Origin of the sequence: Rhodococcus baikonurensis, from assembly GCF_040489275.1 — a bacterium.
Taxonomy (GTDB): Bacteria; Actinomycetota; Actinomycetes; order Mycobacteriales; family Mycobacteriaceae; genus Rhodococcus_F; species Rhodococcus_F baikonurensis.
Window position 1 is genome coordinate 195505 of record NZ_JBEUOQ010000010.1, and the last position, 19924, is coordinate 215428.

Consider the following 19924-nt stretch of genomic DNA (forward strand, 5'->3'; position numbering starts at 1 on the left):
TCTCTCCTATTCGCTGGTGCCGGTGGGAATCTGAGCGTCGGCGACAGGGGCCGGGCGGGGCGTTGGCGTCCGGCGCTCTCGGGTGGGCCTGACCGGCGCCTTGGGGGTGTGCTTGGCCGCGTCGGCGATCTTCTCGGCGTACTCTTCCTCTGCCAGATTTCGCCACGTTGTCAGCGACACGTCCGGTCGGTACAGCTTCTCCGGCGGCGCATCGGTGACCTCGACCATCCACGCATCCTGACCCGAGAACTGACCGTGGAACAGCCAGCGGATCGCGCCGAGGTACTTGGCGTAGAAGCCCAATTTTGCTGCGCCGGAGACGAAGTTGACCATGAGGCCGACGTACTTGTGGTTGTCTTCATCCACCGGGACGTAGAACTCGTAGTGAATGAACTTGGGGTACGCGATGCGCAGGACACCCGGCATGGACAGTGAAGCAAAACCGGGGAAGTTCTGAGCTGCGATCACAGGATTGACGTCCAGACCGGCGCCGACGTTTCCGATCTGCGAAATCTGGGTCTCGTCCGGCTTCTTCTTCCACCACCGCTTGTTCGTCCAGGTTCCCACGCCCGGGAACTCCGCCTCCCAGTACACCTCTTCCTGCACCCGGTAGATCCAGCGTCCCTCCGGAACGATACTCGTGATGTTCCACGTCGGCATCGGCTTGAACAGACGCCACAATGCGGTGCGGTGCAGATACTTCGCATGTCCCTCGTCGAAACCGTTCTCACATGCGAAGCGCCAGTTACCTTCTCGGGGCTGAATACGACCACCGACGATGCCCTTGTTCTCCACCAGCTCACGCGGCAACTGGTCGTCGATGGACGGCGCCGGCTCGTTGGCGATCGGGATGTACACCCACACTAGACCCAGTCGCTCCTCGATCGCATAGGTCTGGACGTTCAGCTTGCCGCAGATCTTGGAATCCGGACCGTCTGTGATGACCGCGGCCAGCTTGCCGTCGGTGAGCCGGTACGTCCAGCCGTGGTACGGGCAGCTGACGGTTCCCGGGAACTGCTGATCGCCCTCGGACAGCGGAACGCCGCGGTGCGGGCAGCGATCGTGCAAGGCATATGCCTTGCCGGCGTCGCGGATGATCGCCAGTTTTTCACCACAGATGGTGTAGCTCTTGGGGTCTTTGGTGATGTGGTTCGACCACGTGACCGGGTACCAGTAACCGCGGTATCCGCTGCCGGCTGCGTTGTAACCCGGCCATGCCGTCCAATCCTGCCGACCGGCCGCTCGTGGCCGCTCGGGCAGCGCGAACGTGGCTTCCGACGCCTCGACACCAGTCATGTGAAGTCCTCTCGACACTGAATGTTTGAATGAAACAGATCTTGGGTGAGATTGCGGTCTACGCCAACGGATTCGGTTCGCTCAGCAGACCCGGACCACCACAGCGGTTCCGACAGCACACAGCACACCATCGTCCGAATGCTCCCGCAACGCCAAAGTCAGTTGGTCACTGTCGATTTGGGACACTTCACCCGACACCTCGAGCGTGGCTCCGACGGGCGCGGGCGCACGATTCTGCCAGGAGACGGACACAACTCCTTCGTATCCACCGGCAAAGTGTGACGCGGCACGAAAGAACAGCGTGCCCTGCAACTGGGCCATGACCACCGGTGCGGACAACCCCTCCGTCTGCGCATAGGAGGCGTCGTAGTGAATACGGTGCGAATTGTGCGTCGACGCCCCGAATCGAAGGATCCGAATCGGATCGCAGACCAAGGTCACCGATTCGATCGGCGTGCCCACCACCACCGTTTCGGTCATCGGACGATGAACTTCTCGACGACCTCGGCAAATGCGCCGGACTGCGCACCCCGGTAAGTCTTGGTGACCGAGAGCAGCAGAAACTCGTCCGGAGCCCGGCCCTTGGTCGTCACGGTATCGAGTACTCGCCCTACGACGACATCCTCACCCAACGGGGCGGGTCGCAAAAACGTCACACTCTGCCCGCCCGCCATCAAGCGCACGTCGATACCGTCTGTGCCCGGCACTTCGTCACGAAACATGCCATCTGCTCGGTACTCTCGATCGGAGCCGCCTTGCGGTCCTCGCAAAAGCGAAGGCAGATACATCGGATGGACGGCAAATGCCGGGTGCTCCGGGTCGAGAAACCGGGAGTCCGTCTCGGCGGCGGCAACCGCAAACGCAACCGACTCCGCTGGACGCACCGTTCCCAACTCTCGCGTTTCCCGCTTACCGATCATCGCCTCCGCGCGATCACGCGCGTGCTCGAGTTCTGTTCTCATGCCAGCACGCTAGGCATTCGGAAGTCTCACAGCCACGAACCGGGTTCGCCTGCCGGACCGCAATGCTTCCCATACCGCTCACCTCGAGGTCAGGTATAGCCATGGCTGATCAACCGAAGAGCTTGTACGCCAAAGCAGATGGCGTCACATTCCATTACTACGACCTCGGCGAGGGCGACCCCACGATTTTCCTGCACGGAGGCGGCCCCGGCTGCACTGCGTGGTCCGACTTCGGGCCGGTGGCACCGCTCTTCGCCTCGGATCGACGAGCGATTCTCGTTGATCTCCTGCAATACGGTCGGTCCGACAAGTGCACCATCACCGGCCCCATGTGGGACTTCCACGCCGCCAAGATGGTTGCCCTGCTCGACGAGCTCGGAATCGAACGCGCAGACTTTGTCTGCAACTCCTGGGGCGGCACCATAGCGCTCAATCTTGCGGCAAAGTACCCGGAACGCGTTCGCTCCCTGGTAATCACGGGCAGCATGCCCGTCTTCTACGGACCACTCGCGCCGCTCCCCGAGGACGGCCGTCGTGGCCGCAACGCCCGCGACGTCTACTACGGCGGCACCGGCCCCACCCTCGAAAAACTCCGCACCTTGATCACCGGCCTCGAATGGTTCGACGGATCGAAGTTGCCCGCCGAAACCCTCCAGATGCGATACGAGCAAAGTCTCGACCCCGAAGAAATGGCCCTGGCTGCCTCGGCGGACTCACCTCGTGGAGATTGGCAGGATCTCACAGCTGAACTCGGCCAGATCCAGGCGCCGACGCTCTTCGCCTGGGGTATGCACGACGCGTTCCTCACCCCGGACTACCCGCTCATGCTGGCGCGGATGATTCCCCACGGCCATCTCTACATCATGGACAAGGCGTCGCATCATCTTCAGGAAGAGCGACCATACGACTACTACAGTGTAGTTTCGGGTTTCCTTGACCAACAGCACAACTGAACGAACTGTGATCGCCCCGACGGGCGGTGCACGGATCCGATTGGTACTGCTTCTCGGAATTCTCACCGCCCTCGGGCCGTTCACCGTCGACATGTATCTTCCTGCGCTGCCGCAGATCACGCAGGAATTCAGCACGTCGGACACGATGGTTCAGTTGACCCTGACGGGCACCCTGCTGGGTCTGGCTTTCGGCCAGTTGCTCATCGGCCCACTGTCCGACATCTACGGGCGTCGACGTCCCCTGCTCGTGGGCACAGTAATTCACGTCGGCGCGTCGTTGGCCTGCTTTTTTGCTCCGTCCATCGAAGTCCTCACCGCGCTGCGGACCCTTCAAGGTTTTGGCGCCGCCGCGACCGGCGTGATCGCGATGGCAATCGTTCGTGATCTCTTCACCGGACACGATGCGGCGGTTGTACTTTCGCGACTGATGTTGGTCATGGGCGTAGCGCCCATCCTGGCTCCCTCCACCGGTGGGGCACTGATGTCCGTAACACAATGGCGCGGAGTCTTTCTCGCTCTCTTCGTCCTGGGCATCGCCATGATCGCGCTCGCGGCGGTATCGCTTCCGGAGACACTTCCACCCGAGAATCGGTCGGGCAAGGGCATCGGCGCCATCGCGCGAACCTACATTGCGCTCGGCCGTGATGCCCACTTCATGGTGTTGGTGCTCGTGTGCGGTCTCGGCCGCGGCGTTTTGTGGTCGTACATCGCCGCGTCGTCCTACGTGATGCAGGAACAGTTCGGACTGAGCGCCACAGCGTACGGATTTGCCTTTGCCGGCGGCGCCGTCGTTCTGATCGGTTCGTCCCAGCTCAACGTCGTGCTTCTCGGCCGGTGGTCGCCGAATTCCATCACGATCTGGGCGATGTGGGGCAGTAGCGCCGTCGGCGCTGCATTTGTTGTTGTTGCCGCCACCGACTCGTGGGGATTCGTCGGGTTTGCCGTCCCCATCCTGCTGATGCTCTGCGCAACGGGTTTTGTCATGCCCAATGCACCGGCAGTTGCACTGTCCCGCCACGGAGAAGCCGCAGGCTCAGCAGCCGCGCTGATCGGATTTGCGCAGTTCGGCGCTGCCGCTGTTGTTGCGCCCATCGTCGGTCTTCTCGGCAACACCAGTCTTGCCGTGGCCATCTCCATGACCGGGGCTTCCGTTCTCGGCGTGATCGCGCTGCTCTGCGTACGTCGATAGAACGGTTATGCCGAGCGTTCGAGAACCGATACCTTCCGGCTGATCCCGTCGGCCGCCGCGCGCAACGGTTCGGCAAAACGCTCGGTATCCATTCGATACCGCGGACTCGACACACCGATCGCGGCAACTGCTTCACCGTGTCCACCGAAGATCGGGGCAGCGATACTCGATGTTCCCAGGCGAACCTCTTCGGTCTCGACCGCCAACTGCTGCGAACGAACAGCGTCGAGTTGCCTACGCAACCCGTCTTCCGAGTTCACCGTCCGATCGGTGAACTCGACAAATCCGTTGCCTGTCACCGCTCGAAAAACGGAATTCGGTGAGTACGCGAGTATCGCTTTGCCGGTTGCCGTCGCATACATCGGCAGCCGGCCGGCCACCCGCGACGGCAGGTCCACCCCGTGATGACCGGAGATCTTGTCGATGTACAGAACATCGAGGCCGTCGCGAATCGCGAGGTGAACCGTCTCCCGGGTCGCCGCGTGAAGATCCTGCACATACGTCAAGGACACCTCGCGCAGAATCCGTTGACGAGGAACCAACTGCCCCAGTTCGAAGAGCCGTAGCCCCAACCTGTACTTAGTGCCGACCCGTTCGAGTAGACCGAGAGACACCAGTTCACCGGCTATTCGATGCACCGTCGCCTTCGCAACGCCACTCCGGTTCGCAAGCTCGGTGAGCGAAAGTGCTCCCGAATCCGCATCGAAGGAATCGAGTATGAGGCGCGCTTTCCCCAGCAACGAATGCATCGCCGAGCGCCTCCAGTACACAGAATGTGGTCCACCCAGCGGACCAAGTCTGCTCCAGTCTACTGAGGCATTAGATCTCCGCGCCCACGAATTGGCTGTTGTACAGACGGAAGTACGCGCCGCGGGATTCGAGCAGCGCCTCATGGCTCCCCTGCTCCACGATCCGGCCTTCCTCCATCACCACGATCAGGTTCGCATCACGAATTGTCGAAAGACGGTGTGCGATGACAAAGCTGGTGCGGTCGTTGCGTAGAACCGCGGTGGCGCTCTGGACCAACAGTTCGGTACGTGTATCCACCGAACTGGTCGCCTCGTCGAGGATCAGGATGGACGGCTGCGAGATGAAGGCACGGGCGATGGTGATGAGCTGCTTCTCACCGGCACTGACGTTGCTGCCTTCCTCGTCGATGACCGTGTCGTAGCCCTCGGGCAAGGAGTGCACGAACTTGTCGACGTAGCTCATCTCTGCCGCGCGACGGATCTCCTCGTCGGTGGCACCGGGCTTGCCGTACGCGATGTTCTCACGGATGGTTCCACCGAACAGCCACGCGTCCTGCAGAACCATGCCGATGCGTGAGCGCAGATCGTCTCGCGTCATGTCGGCTATATCGATGCCGTCCAAAGTGATTCGGCCGGAATTGAGTTCGTAGAACCGCAGGATGAGATTGACGAGGGTAGTCTTGCCTGCTCCGGTGGGTCCGACGATCGCAACCATCTGACCCGGCTCGGCGGTCAGGGACAGGTCCTCGATCAGCGGCTGTTCCGGTTTGTAACTGAAGGTGACGTTCTCGAACTTGACGCGGCCCTGGTCGACCGTGGGCGACTTCGCGCCCCTCGGATCCTCCGACTGCTCGTCTTGATCGAGCAGCGCAAAGACCCGCTCGGCCGAAGCGACGCCGGTCTGCAGCAGGTTGGTCATCGACGCGATCTGCGTGAGCGGCTGGGTGAACTGCCGCGAGTACTGAATAAACGCCTGCACGTCGCCGAGCGTCATCGTTCCGGACGCGACGCGCATGCCGCCCACCACCGCGATGGCGACGTAGTTGAGGTTGCCGAGGAACATCACGGCCGGCATGACCAGACCGGAGATGAACTGTGCCTTGAAGCTCGACTCGTACAGATCCTCGTTCTGCTTGCGGAAGCGCTCCTCGACCTCCTGCTGGCGGCCGAACACCTTGACCAACTCGTGGCCGCTGAACGCTTCTTCGACCTGTGCGTTAATGCCGCCAGTGCTCCTCCACTGCGCCACGAAGTGCTTCTGTGAACGCTTCGCGATGAACGCCGTGACCATGATCGACAGCGGAACGGTTGCCACCGCGATCAGGGCGAGCAACGGCGAGATCCACAGCATCATCACGAGAATGCCCAGGACGGTCATCACCGACATGACCAGTTGGCTGAGCGTCTGCTGCAGGCTCTGCGCGACGTTGTCGATGTCATTGGTCACGCGCGAGAGAACGTCGCCGCGGGCGTGGGTATCGAAGTACCGCAGGGGAAGTCGATGGATCTTCTGCTCGACGTCCTCACGCAGACGGCGCACGGTCCGTTGCACCGCGATGTTGAGCAGATACGCCTGCAGCCAACTGAACAGCGACGCGCAGACGAACAACAGCAGCACGATCATCAAGACCTTGCCGACGGCGTCGAAATCGATTCCGGTTCCGGGCACAACGGCCATGCCGGACACCATGTCGGCGAGCTGACCCTGCCCCGAAGCGCGCAATCCTTCGACAGCCTGTTCCTTGGTCGTCCCCGGCTGGAGTTGCTTGCTGACGATGCCGTCGAAGATCAGGTTGGTGGCGTTTCCCAGGATCTTCGGAGCGATCGAGGAAAGTACGACGCTTGCCGTCACCAAAGCGAAGATCAGGACGACGATCGGCTTGTCCGGACTCAAGCGACCGAGGAGACGCTTGAGCGAAGGGCCGAAGTTCATGGCCTTCTTGGTGGGATCGCCGCCGCCGGGCGGGCCGATGGGAGGCGAGGAAGTCGGTCGGTTGCTCATGATGCGTCCTGTACGGCTAGCTGAGAGGCGACGATTTCGCCGTAGGTGGGACAACTGACCACGAGTTCGTCGTGCGTGCCGATCCCCACGATGGCGCCGTCGTCGAGCACGATGATCTGATCGGCCTCGACGATGGTGGAGATACGCTGCGCAACAACGACGATGCAGGCGTCTTGCGTGACCGGCCGCAGCGCCGCACGCAGCCTCGCATCAGTAGTGAGGTCGAGTGCCGAGAAGGAATCGTCGAACAGATAGATCTGCGGCTTACGCACCAACGCTCGGGCGATGGCGAGTCTCTGACGCTGACCACCCGATACCGTCGTACCGCCTTGTGCCACCGGTGTGTCCAGGCCTTCGGGCATGGCACGGACGAAGTCGGCAGCTTGGGCGATTTCGAGGCACTCCCACAGCCATTCGTCGGTAGCTTCTGGGTTTCCGTAGCGAAGATTGGTGGCGACGGTGCCGGAGAACAGATAGGGCTTCTGCGGAACCAGACCGATCACCGAGCAGAGCAACTCCGTGTCGATGTCGCGGACGTCGACTCCTCCCACCGATACCGATCCGGAGGTGGAATCGATCAATCGTGGAATCAGGTTGAGAAGAGTGGTCTTTCCCGATCCGGTGCCGCCGATGATCGCGGTCGTCTTTCCGGGCTCGGCACGAAAGGTGATGTCGCGCAACACGGGTTCCTCGGCTCCGGGGAACTGGAACTGAGCGCCACGAAGTTCGACGACGCCCGGGTCCTTCAGCTCCCGGATCGGATTCTCGGGCGGGATCACCGACGAATCCGTGTCGAGCACCTCGGAGATACGTTCGGCGCACACCGACGCACGCGGCAGCATCACCGCCATGAAGGTGGCCATCATGACGGCCATCAGGATCTGCATGATGTAGCTGAGCATGGCGGTGAGCGAGCCGATCTGCATCGAGCCCTCGTTGATCTGATGGCCACCGAACCAGATGACCGCGACGCTGGTGACGTTGCTGATCAGCATTACGAGCGGGAACATCAGTGCCATGAGGCGGCCGACGCCGAGGGCCGTCTCCGTCAGTTCGCGATTGGCGTCGCCGAAACGCTCGACCTCGTACGGTTCCCGCACGAATGCTCGGACAACCCGGATGCCCGTGATCTGTTCGCGAAGAACACGGTTGACGGCGTCGAGACGGCCTTGCATGACCCGGAAACCGGGCACCATCCGGGCGATCAGGAAACCCATCGAGATCACGAGGAGAGGGACGCTGACGCCGAGGATCCAGGACAGATTCAGGTCCTGGCGCAGAGCCATGATGATGCCGCCGACGCACATGATCGGCGCCATGACGAGGATGGTGCAACTCATCACGACCATCATCTGAACTTGCTGGACGTCGTTGGTGTTTCGGGTGATCAACGAAGGCGCACCGAAGTGGCCGACTTCCCTGGCCGAGAACGTCCCGACCTGATGCAGCACCGACGCTCGCAGGTCGCGTCCGACGCCCATGGCGACTCGCGCACCGAAGAAGACGGCACCCACCGAGCAGAGGATCTGCGTCAGCGTGACCATGAGCATCATCCCGCCGGTGGAGAGGATGTAGCCGGTGTCGCCTTTGGTCACACCATTGTCGATGATGTCGGCATTGAGACTCGGAAGGTAAAGGGCCGCCATAGTCGAAATAAACTGCAGGACGACAACGCCCGTGAGTTCACCCCGGTACGGCGTCAGATAAGTGCGCAGCAGCCTGATCAGCATAGTGAGCGAAGGTTACCAATCCTGGCCGACATGTGCCGCTGGATATTTCGATACGCAAAAACTGCTGTGCGCCTTTATTAACCGCGGGGGGTTAATAAAGGCGCACAGCAGAGATCAAGCAGATGCGGACTGCAGTTCCGCTTCCTTCTCGTCACGGAGGGCCTTGCTGAGCTTCTCACCCTCGATGTCGACGTTCGGCAGGATCTTGTCCAGCCACTTCGGCAACCACCACGCCTTGTCGCCGAGCAGCGCCATGACGGACGGGATGATGACCATGCGCACGATGAAGGCGTCGAAGAACACCGCCGCCGCGAGCGCGAATCCGATCGACTTGATGAACGAGTTCGGTTCTGCGATGAAGGCACCGAACACGGAGATCATGATGACCGCGGCCGCACTGACCACCCGGGCACCGTGGTTGAAGCCGATGGTCACGGCCTCCTTCGCCGTCGCGCCGTGGACGTACTCCTCACGCATACGCGTCACGAGGAACACCTGGTAGTCCATCGCCAGTCCGAACACCACACCGATCAGGAAGATCGGCATGAAACTCACGAGCGGTTGCGGGTTCGAGATGATGCCCAGCCAACCGTGCTGGAAGATCGCCACCGTGGCACCGAATGTCGCGAGCACGCTGAGCAGGAAGCCGAGCGTCGCCGTCAGCGGGACCAGGATCGAGCGGAACACCAAGAGCAACAAGATGAATGCGAGGCCCACCACTACCGCAAGGTAGGGCACCAATGCATCCTTCAGCGTGTCCGAGACGTCACCTTCGAGTGCGGTCTGGCCGGTGATGCCGTAGCTGACGCCGATCGAATCGTTGAGTCCACCTTCGGCTCCACGAAGGCTGGACACCAGATCCATGGTCGCCGGATCGGTCGGACCACTCTTCGGAGTGATCAGCACCTGCGCGGTGTCGCCGGCCGTGTTGACCCCGACGACCTGTGCGTTCTGGACGTCGCTGAAACTCGAGATGGTCGAGACGACCTCCGCGAAGGCCTCCCCCGCCGGGACGCTGGCACCCTTGGCGTCGACGACCGCAATGAGCGGCCCGTTTCGACCGTCACCGAAGCCCTCGTCGATCAGGTCGTATGCCTGACGCGCACTCGTCGCCGGGTCACCGGTGGCCTCCGACGGCAATGCCAGGCTCAATCCCGTTGCGGGCAGGGCCAATGCACCCAGAAGGACTACACCACCGATGAGCGGTACGAGCGGACGACGCACGACGGCGCTGATGAAGCGCAGGGCCAACTTCGGCTTGCCCGAATCCTCGTCCTCGGACTCCTCTGCACGCTTGCTGAGGAAGGGAATCTTACCGGCAAAAGCCTTGCGCCCGAACATACCCAGAATCGCGGGCAGCAAGGTCAAGGCGATCAGAACCGCGATCAGAACCGTGAAGGCTGCGGCCGCACCCATATCCGAAAGGAACGGGATGCCGACGACGCGCAACGCGACCAGCGCGATGATGACCGTCAATCCAGCGAATACCACTGCGGAACCGGCAGTTCCGACAGCGCGGCCCGCCGCTTCGGCACGATTGTCGGTGAGCGTGAGCTCATGCCTGAATCTGGACATGATGAACAGCGAGTAGTCGATCGCGACTGCCAGACCGATCATGATCGCCAGCGTCGGAGTCATGGAACTCAGATCCATGAATCCGGTGGCGACCGTGATTCCGAGGCTGCCGATCGCGATACCGATGATCGCCGTGAGAAGCGGAAGCCCTGCGGCCACAAGCGAACCGAACGTGATGGCCAGAACGACAGCGGCGACGGCGATACCGATCAGCTCGGTGACACCACCGGGCATTTCTGCTTCCTGGGCGGCCGAACCACTGACCTGGACGTTGAGCCCTTCGGACCGTCCGACATCGGCTGCGGAGTTGATCGAATCACGCAACGCCTGATCGAGATCGGCGAAGTCACCGCTGAACGGAACCTCGACATACCCGACTGTGCCGTCGGCACTGAGCGGCGACAACGCCCGCGCGTCGTCAACAGCCTGCGCCTCGGAAGTTCCCGCTGCAGCGGCCTTCTCCTTGAACATCGCAACCATGGAGTCGTTGCCGGCAACCGGATTGACCAACGCCTTCGCGGCCTGTTCCGGAGTGGCAGTTGCCGGGTCCACCTTGGCGGAGTCGGCGACCTTGTCGATGCCGCGAATACTCGCGAGCATGTCGTCCATGGCCTTGACGTTCGCCGGGTCCGCCAGCGTCGTGCCTGCCGGTGCCTGTACGACGTATCGGGCGCTCAGCGAATCCATCGGATTGGGAGCATCGGGAAAACGCTCAGCCATCAGGTCCTGCGCCTGCTGCGCCGGCGTACCCGGAATGGAGAACGAATCCTTGGTGGGGCCGGACAGGGTGGCTGCCCCGACGCCCATCAGGACCAGGATTATCAGCCAAACGCTGAGGACCGCGCCTTTTCGCCGATAGGCGAACTTGCCGATCCGATAGAGATAGGTGGCCACGACGGGCTCCTTGCTGTTTCGGTGCGTGTACGTGGACAGGTATTACGAGTGGGTCTCAGGGGCGAGGTGGCGGCGCAGGCAATCCCGCACGAATTTGCCGAAAAGCGTCGTGGACCAACTCTTCCGGACTGGAAGCCTCCGACTTTCCACCAGACCAGATGTCGATCACCGACTTACAAGCCCCGGCCACCACCCCCAGGAGGAGGGTCGGATACAGGTCCCGTTCGGCGTCCGTGCCGGTGCGTTCGGCCAATGCCCGAGTGACTGCACGGTTGATCCGCTGATGCATGTCGGCCGCATCCCGATAGAGAGCAGGACTCGAATCCGACAACATCCAGATGTTTACTTTTTCCTTCACGCTCGAGCCGGAATCGCTCACGATTTCGACCACGAGATCCTCGAGCACGTCGAGGATGGGCTCATCCGCGGGCCGGGCTGCAAGCGCCTCGATCCACAGAGCCACTGTTTCCTCGAAACTCGCCAGAACCGCCTCCTCCTTGCTGGAGAAGTAGTTGTGGAATGTCCTCGTCGACACCCCCGCCTCGGAGGCGATCGCATCAGCGGTGACGCATTCGATCCCGAGAGCGCGAGCCAGTCGTGCCGCCGCGTCACTGAGTGCGGTACGGGTTGCTGCCTTCTTGCGGTCGCGAAGGCTTGGCTCGGTTATCACTCCACCACCGTACCGAACTTGCAGACCTCTGCAACTTTGCAGAGCTCTGCAAAATTGTGCGTTCGAACACACCGCTCGAATTCTCGAGGCCTGGCTCACACCTTTGCTCGCCCTACGACCCAGTGCTCGCCCTACACCCCAGCGAACACGTCAGTAGTTGTTGCCGGTGACGCCCCGCATGAAACTCCAACCCGAGTTGACGCGTAAAGCAACAGAGGCTGACATACTTTGCTCTTCATTAACCAAACGAGTTCGGCGAAGGAATCTGATGGATCCGCTCCTGCACACCTGGCCGGTTTCGTCCTCGGTCATGCTGTGGGGATCGAAGACCGGAAGAGGCACGGTCCTACGTCTCGTTCATCTCACCATCGGATTCTGCTCACTCAATTTCTCGCTCGTGGCCTACCTGTTTCTCTTCAGCACCGAGGGCCCCGACGGACCGTTTGCACGAGCGTGGGTCATCGGCATCGCGACGATCAACTTGATTCCCACCTTTCTCTGGTTCGTGGGCCGAATCAGAGGGGCACGCACACTCGAGCTCTACGGACTGTGGGCAGATCTCGGAACCGCCTCGATACTCATCACGTTCACCAGCCATAACGCCGCACTGTTCGGCGCGGTGCTCTTCGTCGCCACCGGCGCCTACTTCACCTATTTCCTCGACTATCGCTGGCTGGCCTTCCACCTCGCCTTTGCCACGACGTTTGTCATCGCCCTGACCGTGCTCGGCCTGACGAACGGCGAGTACTCGGCGACCAGCGTGCTTGCGCGTACCGACGTCGTACTGTGCGCCGTGATCTTCATTCCGGCGACGATTCAGTTCACCTGGCGCCAGTTACTCTCGCGTGCAACGGGATCCAAAGTGGACGCGCTCACCGGCCTGCTGAACCGACGGGGGCTGTGGGACATGTCGGAACACATCTGGTCGGTCGCGTCGGCAAATCGTGCCGACATCGCTGTTGCCGTCGTGGACATCGACAAGTTCAAGGCGGTGAACGACACGTTCGGCCACGAAGTCGGAGACGCCGTCATCAGCCGGACCGGAACTCGCCTGCAGGAGCATGTGAACGGTTTCGGTTACGCCGCACGCACGGGCGGCGAGGAGTTCACCGTCGTGATGATCGGCACCCCGTACGGATTGCGCAAGCGAATCGCAACACTGCCCAAAGCAGTGGTGAACGCCTCCGACCGCCCACTGGCCACGGTCAGCGTCGGAGCAGCGACGCTACCGTTCGTCCCACATCAAGAGGAGTTCGACTACAACGAGTTCTCCCGGGCAATCATCGCGGCCGATCACCTGATGTACGACGCGAAATCTGCGGGCGGCAACGCCGCGAACACTGCGCCGACAACTGTTTCACGCCCCCGACGGACAGTGTGAACGCCACGACGAACAGCGTGAACGCCACGACGAACAGCGTGAAATCGCGCCGTTTCAGCGACGATTCCACGCCCCGGGGTCTGCAGTCAGTTCGTGAACGAACTCGGGTAACTCGCCACCCGCGACGTCGGTGAGCGTGACGTTTTCGAGCACGGCGCGAAGGTTGACGCGCACTGCGATCCACACCTCTTTGAGTGGCGTTGCCGGCCCCCCGTAGTCGACGTCCTCGGGGCGCTGACCCCGTATCGACGCAAGCGGTCCTTCGACGGCGCGGATGACGTCAGCAATCGTGATCTCGTCTGCGGATCGGGCGAGCCAGTATCCACCGTCCGGGCCTCGACGACTGTTGACCAGGCCGCCGCGCCGTAAGTCCGAGAGCACCGCTTCCAAGAACTTGTGAGGTATGACCTGGGATTTGGCGAGAAACTCGGCTTTGGCCGGGTCTGGACCGACTGCCGCTAGCTCGACCAGAGTCCGCACGGCGTAGTCCACCTTCGCGGTGATATGCACCGGCAATTCCTACCATTGTTCTATGAAAAGTCGCAACAAACCCGCCAGATTCTTGTCCCAAAAGGGTTCCTTGACGTTACATATTGGTGCATGATGTAACGAACGAAGCAAAAGAACAGGACAAATCGCATGTGGGAAACGCTTCTCGAGTCATGGCGGTCACTTCTCGAACCACTCCATGACCCGGTCACTCTCGCAATCCCTGCGTTTGTCATCTTCCTCGGCATCGAGTGGTTCGCCGCCCGAGCACTCGAAGATCATCCGAACGACGCCGACGGACGTGCGCGGCCGGCGCAGGGCGGATACCGTAGCGCCGACGCCCGGACCAGCGTCCTCCTCGGCTTGGTGTCCATCGCCACGAGCACATTTTGGAAAGTACTGGCACTGATCGGCTATTCGGCAATCTGGGTGTATCTCGCACCGTGGCATCTGTCGCCGACGGCCTGGTACACCTGGGTGATCCTGCTTCTCGGAATCGACGTCCTCTACTACGCGTATCACCGCATCGCACACCGGGTTCGAGTCATCTGGGCGACACATCAAGCTCATCATTCGAGTGAGTACTTCAATTTCAGTACCGCGCTACGGCAGAAGTGGAACAACAGCGGCGAGATCATCATGTGGCTGCCGTTGCCGTTCCTCGGCATCCCGCCGTGGATGGTGTTCGTCGGCTTCTCCGTCAGCCTCGTCTACCAATTCTTCGTCCATACCGAGCGAGTCGGAAAACTCTGGCGTCCTGTCGAATTCGTCTTCAACACGCCTTCGCATCACCGAGTCCATCACGGTTCCGACGCCGAGTACCTCGACCGCAACTACGCCGGGATCCTCATCGTCTGGGACCGGATGTTCGGCACGTTCGCGGCCGAAACCCACAGGCCCACCTACGGACTCACGACGCCGGTCGGAACGTACAACATCTGGAAGCTCCAAACGCGGGAGTACGCTGCAATCGCTCGCGACTGGAAGGCGTCGACCTCGTGGCGGCAGCGAGCCGGCTACGTGTTCGGCCCGCCCGGCTGGGCACCGAAAGCCGAGGTCACTTCAACAGAATCCACAGCCCCGTCGCACTGAGCAGCAGAAGGCCCAGCGCGAGAGCTGCGCCCATACCCAGAGCAGGCGTTGCCTTTTCGACTGAAAACTGGGCCAACCGCCTGGGTCGCGCCCGACGTTCGTAGACCGTCACTACAACAACGAGCACCGCCGCGACGGACGGACCGATCAAGGCCACCGAGCCGAACGGCGGCAACCATCTCAAGCAGGCCGCCGACAAGCCGAGTATCGACAGACTCGTCCGCACCCACGAGAGGGATGTGCGCTCGGACTGCAGGCCCCGGTCCGGCGGCGTGAGTCCTTCCGAAGGTTCCAGCGCGGTCAATCAGTTCACGACCTCGACCACCAGGACGGTCGCGCAGATCACCAGCACGATGCCGACCACCGGCGCCATCAGCGGCACCGGCAACGAGCGCTCGGCACGCAGCGCGCGCTCGGCACTGATCCAGTGGATGAAAGAAGTGATGGCGATCAGAGCGCCGCCGACGAGCAGCAATGCGGCCAGGCCGGCGCGAACCGTCGGGTTGAGGATGTCGCCGCCGAAGGCCTCGAGTCCGACGCCTGACGCGACAAAGGCCGTCGCGGTGCGAATCCAGGCCAGATATGTCCGTTCGTTGGCGAGAGTGAAACGTGGGTCGGGGTCTTCACCAGCCCGGAAGGGCCTCCACCTGGGCATCACTCGTTCATTCCGTCCGGGCACGATTCGCGCGCTGCCTTCGGGACGGACAACAAGAAGGGAAGGTCATGTCCTTAATCTTCCCTGCCCGTCCCGAAGCAGTGCGAATCGGGTGGACGTAATTCAGCTCGAGGCGAGCGAGACCAGGAAGTCCACCGACCCGCTACCGTCGACGGTGACAAAGCCGAGAGACGGGGGTTCGACGCCGAAATCGGTCCAGGTGACCGGGATCGAGCCCGAGGCGATCAACGAATCGCCCGAATGCAGCACGGTCATGTCGACCGATACCGGCTTGGACTGCCCTTTGAGAGTCAAGGTTCCAGACACCGTGACCGTTGCCGTTGTTCCATCGGTCGGCACGGCCGAAAGATCCACCGGGGAGTCGATCGTGAACGTCGCCGTCGGGTAGGTACTGGTGTCCATCACGTTGCCCGTGAACTGGCCGTCGCGCCGGTCCGAGTCGGTCTTGATACTCGCCACCTGCACAGTCACTTCACCGGCCGTGAGCTTCTCACCCTCGACGACCGCGCTTCCGCTCACCTCGCCGGTGGTTCCGACGACGGTCACACTCGATCCGTTGAGAATCTCGTGGACGGTGTACCCGGCTGCGGTCTGGTTGTCCCCTTGCCCGGGGACGACGGTCCACTGCCCGTCGATCGATCCGGACGCCGCCTCGGCCCCCTGTGTGGACACCACGGCCGCCGGCGCATCGTCTTCGGCGATGAATTTCCCGTACGCCCACGGCCCCACAAGCAGGGCTAGTACGACCACAACTACTGCTCCGCCTATCCACCAGATCTTTTTCATGCTTTCGACGATAGTTGCAGCTTCAACGATTGTCAGGACTTAACACCTGGGAGAACGCTGTGAAAGCACTCCGCGGTAACCGAGCGCGACATGCTATCCACAGCAATTGGTAATCATTTGGTAAAGTAGATTTTGCATTCCGGCCCCCAGCCTGGAATGCCTCGGCCGTGCGCATCGAATCATGCATCGATCCCGATGCGCACGGTCTGCCCCGACAGAAATCGCACCGGACAAGGGGGACCGCGATGCCGGATCTGACGCTCCTGACGGACGAGGAATTGCTCGAGCGGCGAATCGCCCTCGGCCGATCACTGACTACGGCCGCGGACTTGGTACCTACCCCGACGCCGTCCTTCTTCGAGAAGTTGCAGCAGGACATCGACGCTGCGGCTGCGGAGTGGATAACGCGACGCTCGTGAAGACCGTCGGGTTCGAGCACGATCGCGTCAGCCTGTTTCTTCCGAATTGACTTTCGAGCCAACAGAATCCGCGCCGAGCAAGAGCTTCGCCGCCAGTCGAAGGCGCCGTTTCACCTCGTCGACCGACGTGTCCCCGTTCAGCCACCCGACAACGCTGGCACTCCACAAGGTCTCCAACATGCCGAGTGTGCGGGACTGCATCGGAGTGCATCGGTGATCCGCCCCCCACGCTTGAGTGACGGCAATATAGCCGAAGGGGGTGGCCCAAGGCGTTATCTCGTTGCTACTTACCCGGAGCTCATCCCGGTCGGGGGTGTACTCACGTAGCGTTTGGTGCGCGCACATCGCAGCGTGTGCAAACCCAGGATCTCGGACCATCCCCTGGAACGCCCGCACGAAGACTTCTCCTGCGCGCCCCTCCGCCGTCCGCTGTCTCGACGGACGGCGGAGAAAATCCTCAGCCAGGGAGTCCAGTTCCGACCGAACGGCTACCGTGATGAGATCGTCTTTGGACGCGTAGTACTTGTAGAGCGTCGAGAGGGCAGTCTGGGCAACTCGAGCGACCTCCCGCATCTGCACAGCTTCGTAACCGCCCGCGGATGCCAACTCGCGGGTGGCTTTCACGACTCGCTCGACACGGAATGCCTTGGCCTCAGCGGTGCGGCCGTTCACCTTCACTGCGGACATCCAGTCTGTCCCCCATCATGTTCCGAGACTGACGCCGACGCGTCATCTGCCTCCACGATAACGCCCCTGCACCGGCACCAACTCAGGCACTCGGATCAGTCCCATCCGTTAATCAGGCATTTACGAATCAGGACGGAAGCTGACCCATGAAGATGGACGGGTGCAGACCGTCAGCCAACGGACGGAAGTCCTTCTCGACCTTGGCGGTCAGGTCGTCGAGGTTCCACGGTCCATCCGAGGCGACCGTGGAGACTACCTCCGGGTTATTCCACAGTTTCACCTCGTAGCCCATGGCGCCGATCGTGCGGCCCGACAGCCAATCGGAACTCGTACCGGCAAGGTAGGTGACGATGGGCGCGATGTTGTCCGGCGAAACGGAATCGTCGATGCCCTCTCCCACCCGCTTCTCGTCAGGCACGGTCTGCGTCAGACGCGTGACGGCACCCGGAGCGATCGCATTGGCCGTCACGCCGTATCGCCCGAGCGCGTTGGCCGTCGACGCAGTCAAACCGATAATCCCCATCTTGGCAGCGGCATAGTTCGGCTGCCCGGGCGAACCCTGCAACGCGGAATCGGAGGTGAAGTTGATGATGCGGTAGTGGCCGTCGGGATTCCTCTGCGAACGCCAGTACGCCGCCGCCGGCTTGATGGTGCTGAAGTGGCCACGCAGATGCACTCGAATGACTGCATCCCAGTCTTCTTCCGGAAGATTGAAAATCATCTTGTCTCGGAGAATGCCTGCCACATTGACGAGAACATCCAGCTTGCCGTAATGCTCCAGCGCAAGATCGACAAGGCGTTGACCGGTCGCGACATCTGCGATGTCGCCGCCGTCGGCAACGGCCTGACCGCCATTTGCCACGATTTCGGTAGCGACGTCACGCGCCGGGCCCTGATCCCCGCCCTGACCGTCCGGCGACGAACCGAGATCGTTGATGACCAGTTTTGCACCTTCGGCAGCGAACATTCTGCTGATCGACGCACCGATGCCTCGGCCGCCTCCGGTCACGATCGCTACGCGACCTTCGAGTGAACCCATGAATCTTTCCTTTGTTCATGCCACGAACAACATCGCGGCGAGTATGTAACGGGTTGAGTGTCAGTGGATTACGGCAGTGCCGTCAGCGAATTGTGGCGGTGCCGTGGTCGATGACCACGTCGCCGATGTCATCGACTGTCCGGAACCGAACAGCTCCACCCGCAACCCAGATCGAGGTAGTGATTGTCTGTCCGGGCAACAGTGGCTTGGTGAACCGTCCCGACATCCCCGTGAAGCGCGTCGGATCCGAATCGGCCACAGCGTGCAGGAGAGCCCGACCGACGTAACCGTAGGTGCACATACCGTGCAGGATGGGAGTGGAAAACCCGCCGCGTGCGCTGAATATCGGGTCCGAATGCAAAGGATTACGGTCACCGCTCAGTCGGTACAGCAACGCCTGGTCCGCCCGAGTTGTGTATGTGACAACGTGATCCGGCTTGTAGGCCGGTAGTTCCCAGGTAGTTGAAGGCCCGCGCTCGCCGCCGAAACCTCCGTAACCGCGGAAGAACGACCCTGACTCGATGGTTCCCACGATCTGACCGACAGAGTCGCGGGCGACGGTTTCCGTCGTGAGCAAGGCACCTGAACCCTTGTCGTACACACCGGTGATCGTGCGGGTGGTTTCAACGCGGCCGTCTGTCGGGAGTGGGCCAGACAAACTGAACGCTTGATATGCATGCAGCAGCTTGCTGTAGTCCACATCATCGGGCAGCGTGAATCCGTCGCCGTCGCCGTCGCCGTAGAACGCCACGTTCGCAAATGTAGGAAGAACCTTCTGGGGGATGTTCTCACTGTTCTCGGTGGTGAACTCCAGCTCGTCGAGCGGGTCAGGCTGACCCGCACCGACACCCACGGCATACAGCAATGCGTCTTTCGACGTCCAACTCTTCCAGACCGGATTGCCGGAAAGTCCGACGAGTGAGCTGTCGATCGGCATGTAGAACCTCGATTTCATCCAAATAGGCACGTATAGGAGTGGAGCGGGGTTACCGGACGGTAAGTGCCCAGCAGCGCGACAAAGTTTCCGAAAACGTTGTCCGACAACCCACTCCAACTAAAGAGAACACGTTACGTATGCGAATGGCAAGCCCGGATCCGAATCCGTAAGCCGGAACATCCGAATTTGTCGACAGACCTTGACATACAGGATGAACTGGATCACTCTGATCGTTACGAAACGCGTTCCGTTTAACCGAAAGACCCTGGCCTCGACACGATTCGAAGAAACGTAACGGATGGTATTCCGTTTGAAACAAACTCGCGGAACGTGTTTCATTCACCCGACTTGACGGACGTATTCCGTTGAGAGACTTGATTATCCATCACAGATCCGAA

Annotated in this window: 20 protein-coding genes; 5 read left to right on the forward strand and 15 right to left on the reverse strand. The window is 61.5% G+C overall.

The genetic code is table 11. The annotated features are described in order from the left end of the window. Positions 1-6: 6 nt before the first annotated feature. The 3 genes from ABWI03_RS22760 to ABWI03_RS22770 form a co-directional block, all read right to left on the reverse strand. Positions 7-1296, reverse strand: a complete 1290-nt coding sequence (locus ABWI03_RS22760; protein ID WP_298776490.1) for an aromatic ring-hydroxylating oxygenase subunit alpha — start codon at positions 1294-1296, stop codon at positions 7-9. 81 nt (positions 1297-1377) lie between these two features. Next, positions 1378-1776 (reverse strand): hotdog family protein, encoded by a 399-nt coding sequence (locus tag ABWI03_RS22765; protein WP_296553304.1) that lies wholly within the window; start codon positions 1774-1776, stop codon positions 1378-1380. Then, positions 1773-2258 carry a hypothetical protein gene (locus ABWI03_RS22770; RefSeq protein ID WP_298776494.1) on the reverse strand — a complete coding sequence of 162 codons (486 nt, stop codon included), beginning with the start codon at positions 2256-2258 and terminating at the stop codon, positions 1773-1775. The genes ABWI03_RS22765 and ABWI03_RS22770 overlap by 4 nt, the downstream gene beginning before the upstream one ends. Positions 2259-2359: 101 nt before the next feature. Here ABWI03_RS22770 and ABWI03_RS22775 point away from each other — a divergent pair, with 101 nt between their 5' ends. Next, a complete protein-coding gene (locus ABWI03_RS22775; protein ID WP_296553301.1) occupies positions 2360-3211 on the forward strand; it encodes an alpha/beta fold hydrolase in 852 nt (283 codons plus the stop codon). A 7-nt stretch (positions 3212-3218) separates the two neighbouring features. Beyond that, on the forward strand, positions 3219-4400 hold the full coding sequence (locus ABWI03_RS22780) for a multidrug effflux MFS transporter (protein WP_298776497.1): 1182 nt from the start codon (positions 3219-3221) through the stop codon (positions 4398-4400). Positions 4401-4405: 5 nt separating this feature from the next. On the opposite strand, the gene ABWI03_RS22785 is transcribed toward ABWI03_RS22780, so the two are convergent. The 5 genes from ABWI03_RS22785 to ABWI03_RS22805 all read right to left on the reverse strand — a co-directional run bounded on the left by ABWI03_RS22785 (position 4406) and on the right by ABWI03_RS22805 (position 12020). Continuing rightward, positions 4406-5149, reverse strand: a complete 744-nt coding sequence (locus ABWI03_RS22785; protein ID WP_298776499.1) for an IclR family transcriptional regulator — start codon at positions 5147-5149, stop codon at positions 4406-4408. Between the two features lie 70 nt (positions 5150-5219). Next, the gene (locus ABWI03_RS22790) at positions 5220-7151 is read right to left on the reverse strand and encodes an ABC transporter ATP-binding protein (protein ID WP_353798873.1); all 1932 of its coding nucleotides are present in this window, start codon (positions 7149-7151) and stop codon (positions 5220-5222) included. Continuing rightward, a complete protein-coding gene (locus ABWI03_RS22795) occupies positions 7148-8881 on the reverse strand; it encodes an ABC transporter ATP-binding protein (RefSeq protein WP_095969561.1) in 1734 nt (577 codons plus the stop codon). Before ABWI03_RS22795 ends, ABWI03_RS22790 begins: the two co-directional genes overlap by 4 nt. 114 nt (positions 8882-8995) lie before the next feature. Next, positions 8996-11350 carry an MMPL family transporter gene (locus tag ABWI03_RS22800; protein WP_124566676.1) on the reverse strand — a complete coding sequence of 785 codons (2355 nt, stop codon included), beginning with the start codon at positions 11348-11350 and terminating at the stop codon, positions 8996-8998. Positions 11351-11405: 55 nt separating this feature from the next. After that, positions 11406-12020 carry a TetR/AcrR family transcriptional regulator gene (locus tag ABWI03_RS22805; RefSeq protein ID WP_095969559.1) on the reverse strand — a complete coding sequence of 205 codons (615 nt, stop codon included), beginning with the start codon at positions 12018-12020 and terminating at the stop codon, positions 11406-11408. Positions 12021-12288: 268 nt separating this feature from the next. Here ABWI03_RS22805 and ABWI03_RS22810 point away from each other — a divergent pair, with 268 nt between their 5' ends. Continuing rightward, entirely contained in the window at positions 12289-13401 is a 1113-nt protein-coding gene (locus ABWI03_RS22810; protein WP_166813141.1) for a GGDEF domain-containing protein, read from the forward strand. Positions 13402-13455: 54 nt separating this feature from the next. Here ABWI03_RS22810 and ABWI03_RS22815 read toward each other — a convergent pair whose 3' ends face one another. Continuing rightward, a complete protein-coding gene (locus ABWI03_RS22815; protein ID WP_095969557.1) occupies positions 13456-13911 on the reverse strand; it encodes an RrF2 family transcriptional regulator in 456 nt (151 codons plus the stop codon). Positions 13912-14040: 129 nt separating this feature from the next. Between ABWI03_RS22815 and ABWI03_RS22820 the strand changes: the two genes are divergently transcribed. Further along, positions 14041-14982, forward strand: a complete 942-nt coding sequence (locus ABWI03_RS22820) for a sterol desaturase family protein (protein ID WP_095969556.1) — start codon at positions 14041-14043, stop codon at positions 14980-14982. On the opposite strand, the gene ABWI03_RS22825 is transcribed toward ABWI03_RS22820, so the two are convergent. The 3 genes from ABWI03_RS22825 to ABWI03_RS22835 all read right to left on the reverse strand — a co-directional run bounded on the left by ABWI03_RS22825 (position 14948) and on the right by ABWI03_RS22835 (position 16444). Continuing rightward, positions 14948-15286: a DUF202 domain-containing protein gene (locus tag ABWI03_RS22825; protein ID WP_095969555.1), complete on the reverse strand. Its 339-nt coding sequence runs from the start codon at positions 15284-15286 to the stop codon at positions 14948-14950. The two genes, ABWI03_RS22820 and ABWI03_RS22825, sit on opposite strands and share 35 nt — an antisense overlap. Continuing rightward, positions 15287-15637: a YidH family protein gene (locus ABWI03_RS22830; RefSeq protein WP_095969554.1), complete on the reverse strand. Its 351-nt coding sequence runs from the start codon at positions 15635-15637 to the stop codon at positions 15287-15289. It abuts the gene before it with no gap. A gap of 123 nt (positions 15638-15760) precedes the next feature. Continuing rightward, a complete protein-coding gene (locus tag ABWI03_RS22835) occupies positions 15761-16444 on the reverse strand; it encodes a YceI family protein (RefSeq protein ID WP_124566673.1) in 684 nt (227 codons plus the stop codon). A gap of 245 nt (positions 16445-16689) precedes the next feature. Between ABWI03_RS22835 and ABWI03_RS22840 the strand changes: the two genes are divergently transcribed. Continuing rightward, positions 16690-16863 carry a hypothetical protein gene (locus tag ABWI03_RS22840; protein WP_172436512.1) on the forward strand — a complete coding sequence of 58 codons (174 nt, stop codon included), beginning with the start codon at positions 16690-16692 and terminating at the stop codon, positions 16861-16863. Positions 16864-16890: 27 nt separating this feature from the next. Here the strand turns inward: ABWI03_RS22840 and ABWI03_RS22845 are convergent, their stop codons facing one another. From ABWI03_RS22845 to ABWI03_RS22855, 3 genes are all read right to left on the reverse strand, one after another. Further along, positions 16891-17550: a TetR/AcrR family transcriptional regulator gene (locus ABWI03_RS22845; RefSeq protein WP_298776512.1), complete on the reverse strand. Its 660-nt coding sequence runs from the start codon at positions 17548-17550 to the stop codon at positions 16891-16893. Between the two features lie 127 nt (positions 17551-17677). Next, positions 17678-18589 carry an SDR family NAD(P)-dependent oxidoreductase gene (locus ABWI03_RS22850; protein ID WP_296553288.1) on the reverse strand — a complete coding sequence of 304 codons (912 nt, stop codon included), beginning with the start codon at positions 18587-18589 and terminating at the stop codon, positions 17678-17680. 82 nt (positions 18590-18671) lie between these two features. Continuing rightward, positions 18672-19526 (reverse strand): MaoC family dehydratase, encoded by an 855-nt coding sequence (locus ABWI03_RS22855; RefSeq protein WP_296553286.1) that lies wholly within the window; start codon positions 19524-19526, stop codon positions 18672-18674. Positions 19527-19924: the final 398 nt, after the last annotated feature.

Bases quoted from the DNA above. Each gene is read 5' to 3' on its own strand.
- ABWI03_RS22855 (WP_296553286.1), bottom strand. From the start codon at position 19,526: ATGCCGATCGACAGCTCACTCGTCGGACTTTCCGGCAATCCGGTCTGG.
- ABWI03_RS22765 (WP_296553304.1), bottom strand. From the start codon at position 1,776: ATGACCGAAACGGTGGTGGTGGGCACGCCGATCGAATCGGTGACCTTG.
- ABWI03_RS22760 (WP_298776490.1), bottom strand. From the start codon at position 1,296: ATGACTGGTGTCGAGGCGTCGGAAGCCACGTTCGCGCTGCCCGAGCGG.
- ABWI03_RS22795 (WP_095969561.1), bottom strand. From the start codon at position 8,881: ATGCTGATCAGGCTGCTGCGCACTTATCTGACGCCGTACCGGGGTGAA.
- ABWI03_RS22830 (WP_095969554.1), bottom strand. From the start codon at position 15,637: ATGCCCAGGTGGAGGCCCTTCCGGGCTGGTGAAGACCCCGACCCACGT.
- ABWI03_RS22770 (WP_298776494.1), bottom strand. From the start codon at position 2,258: ATGAGAACAGAACTCGAGCACGCGCGTGATCGCGCGGAGGCGATGATC.
- ABWI03_RS22820 (WP_095969556.1), top strand. From the start codon at position 14,041: ATGTGGGAAACGCTTCTCGAGTCATGGCGGTCACTTCTCGAACCACTC.
- ABWI03_RS22785 (WP_298776499.1), bottom strand. From the start codon at position 5,149: ATGCATTCGTTGCTGGGGAAAGCGCGCCTCATACTCGATTCCTTCGAT.
- ABWI03_RS22810 (WP_166813141.1), top strand. From the start codon at position 12,289: ATGGATCCGCTCCTGCACACCTGGCCGGTTTCGTCCTCGGTCATGCTG.
- ABWI03_RS22840 (WP_172436512.1), top strand. From the start codon at position 16,690: ATGCCGGATCTGACGCTCCTGACGGACGAGGAATTGCTCGAGCGGCGA.
- ABWI03_RS22845 (WP_298776512.1), bottom strand. From the start codon at position 17,550: ATGTCCGCAGTGAAGGTGAACGGCCGCACCGCTGAGGCCAAGGCATTC.
- ABWI03_RS22850 (WP_296553288.1), bottom strand. From the start codon at position 18,589: ATGGGTTCACTCGAAGGTCGCGTAGCGATCGTGACCGGAGGCGGCCGA.
- ABWI03_RS22790 (WP_353798873.1), bottom strand. From the start codon at position 7,151: ATGAGCAACCGACCGACTTCCTCGCCTCCCATCGGCCCGCCCGGCGGC.
- ABWI03_RS22775 (WP_296553301.1), top strand. From the start codon at position 2,360: ATGGCTGATCAACCGAAGAGCTTGTACGCCAAAGCAGATGGCGTCACA.
- ABWI03_RS22835 (WP_124566673.1), bottom strand. From the start codon at position 16,444: ATGAAAAAGATCTGGTGGATAGGCGGAGCAGTAGTTGTGGTCGTACTA.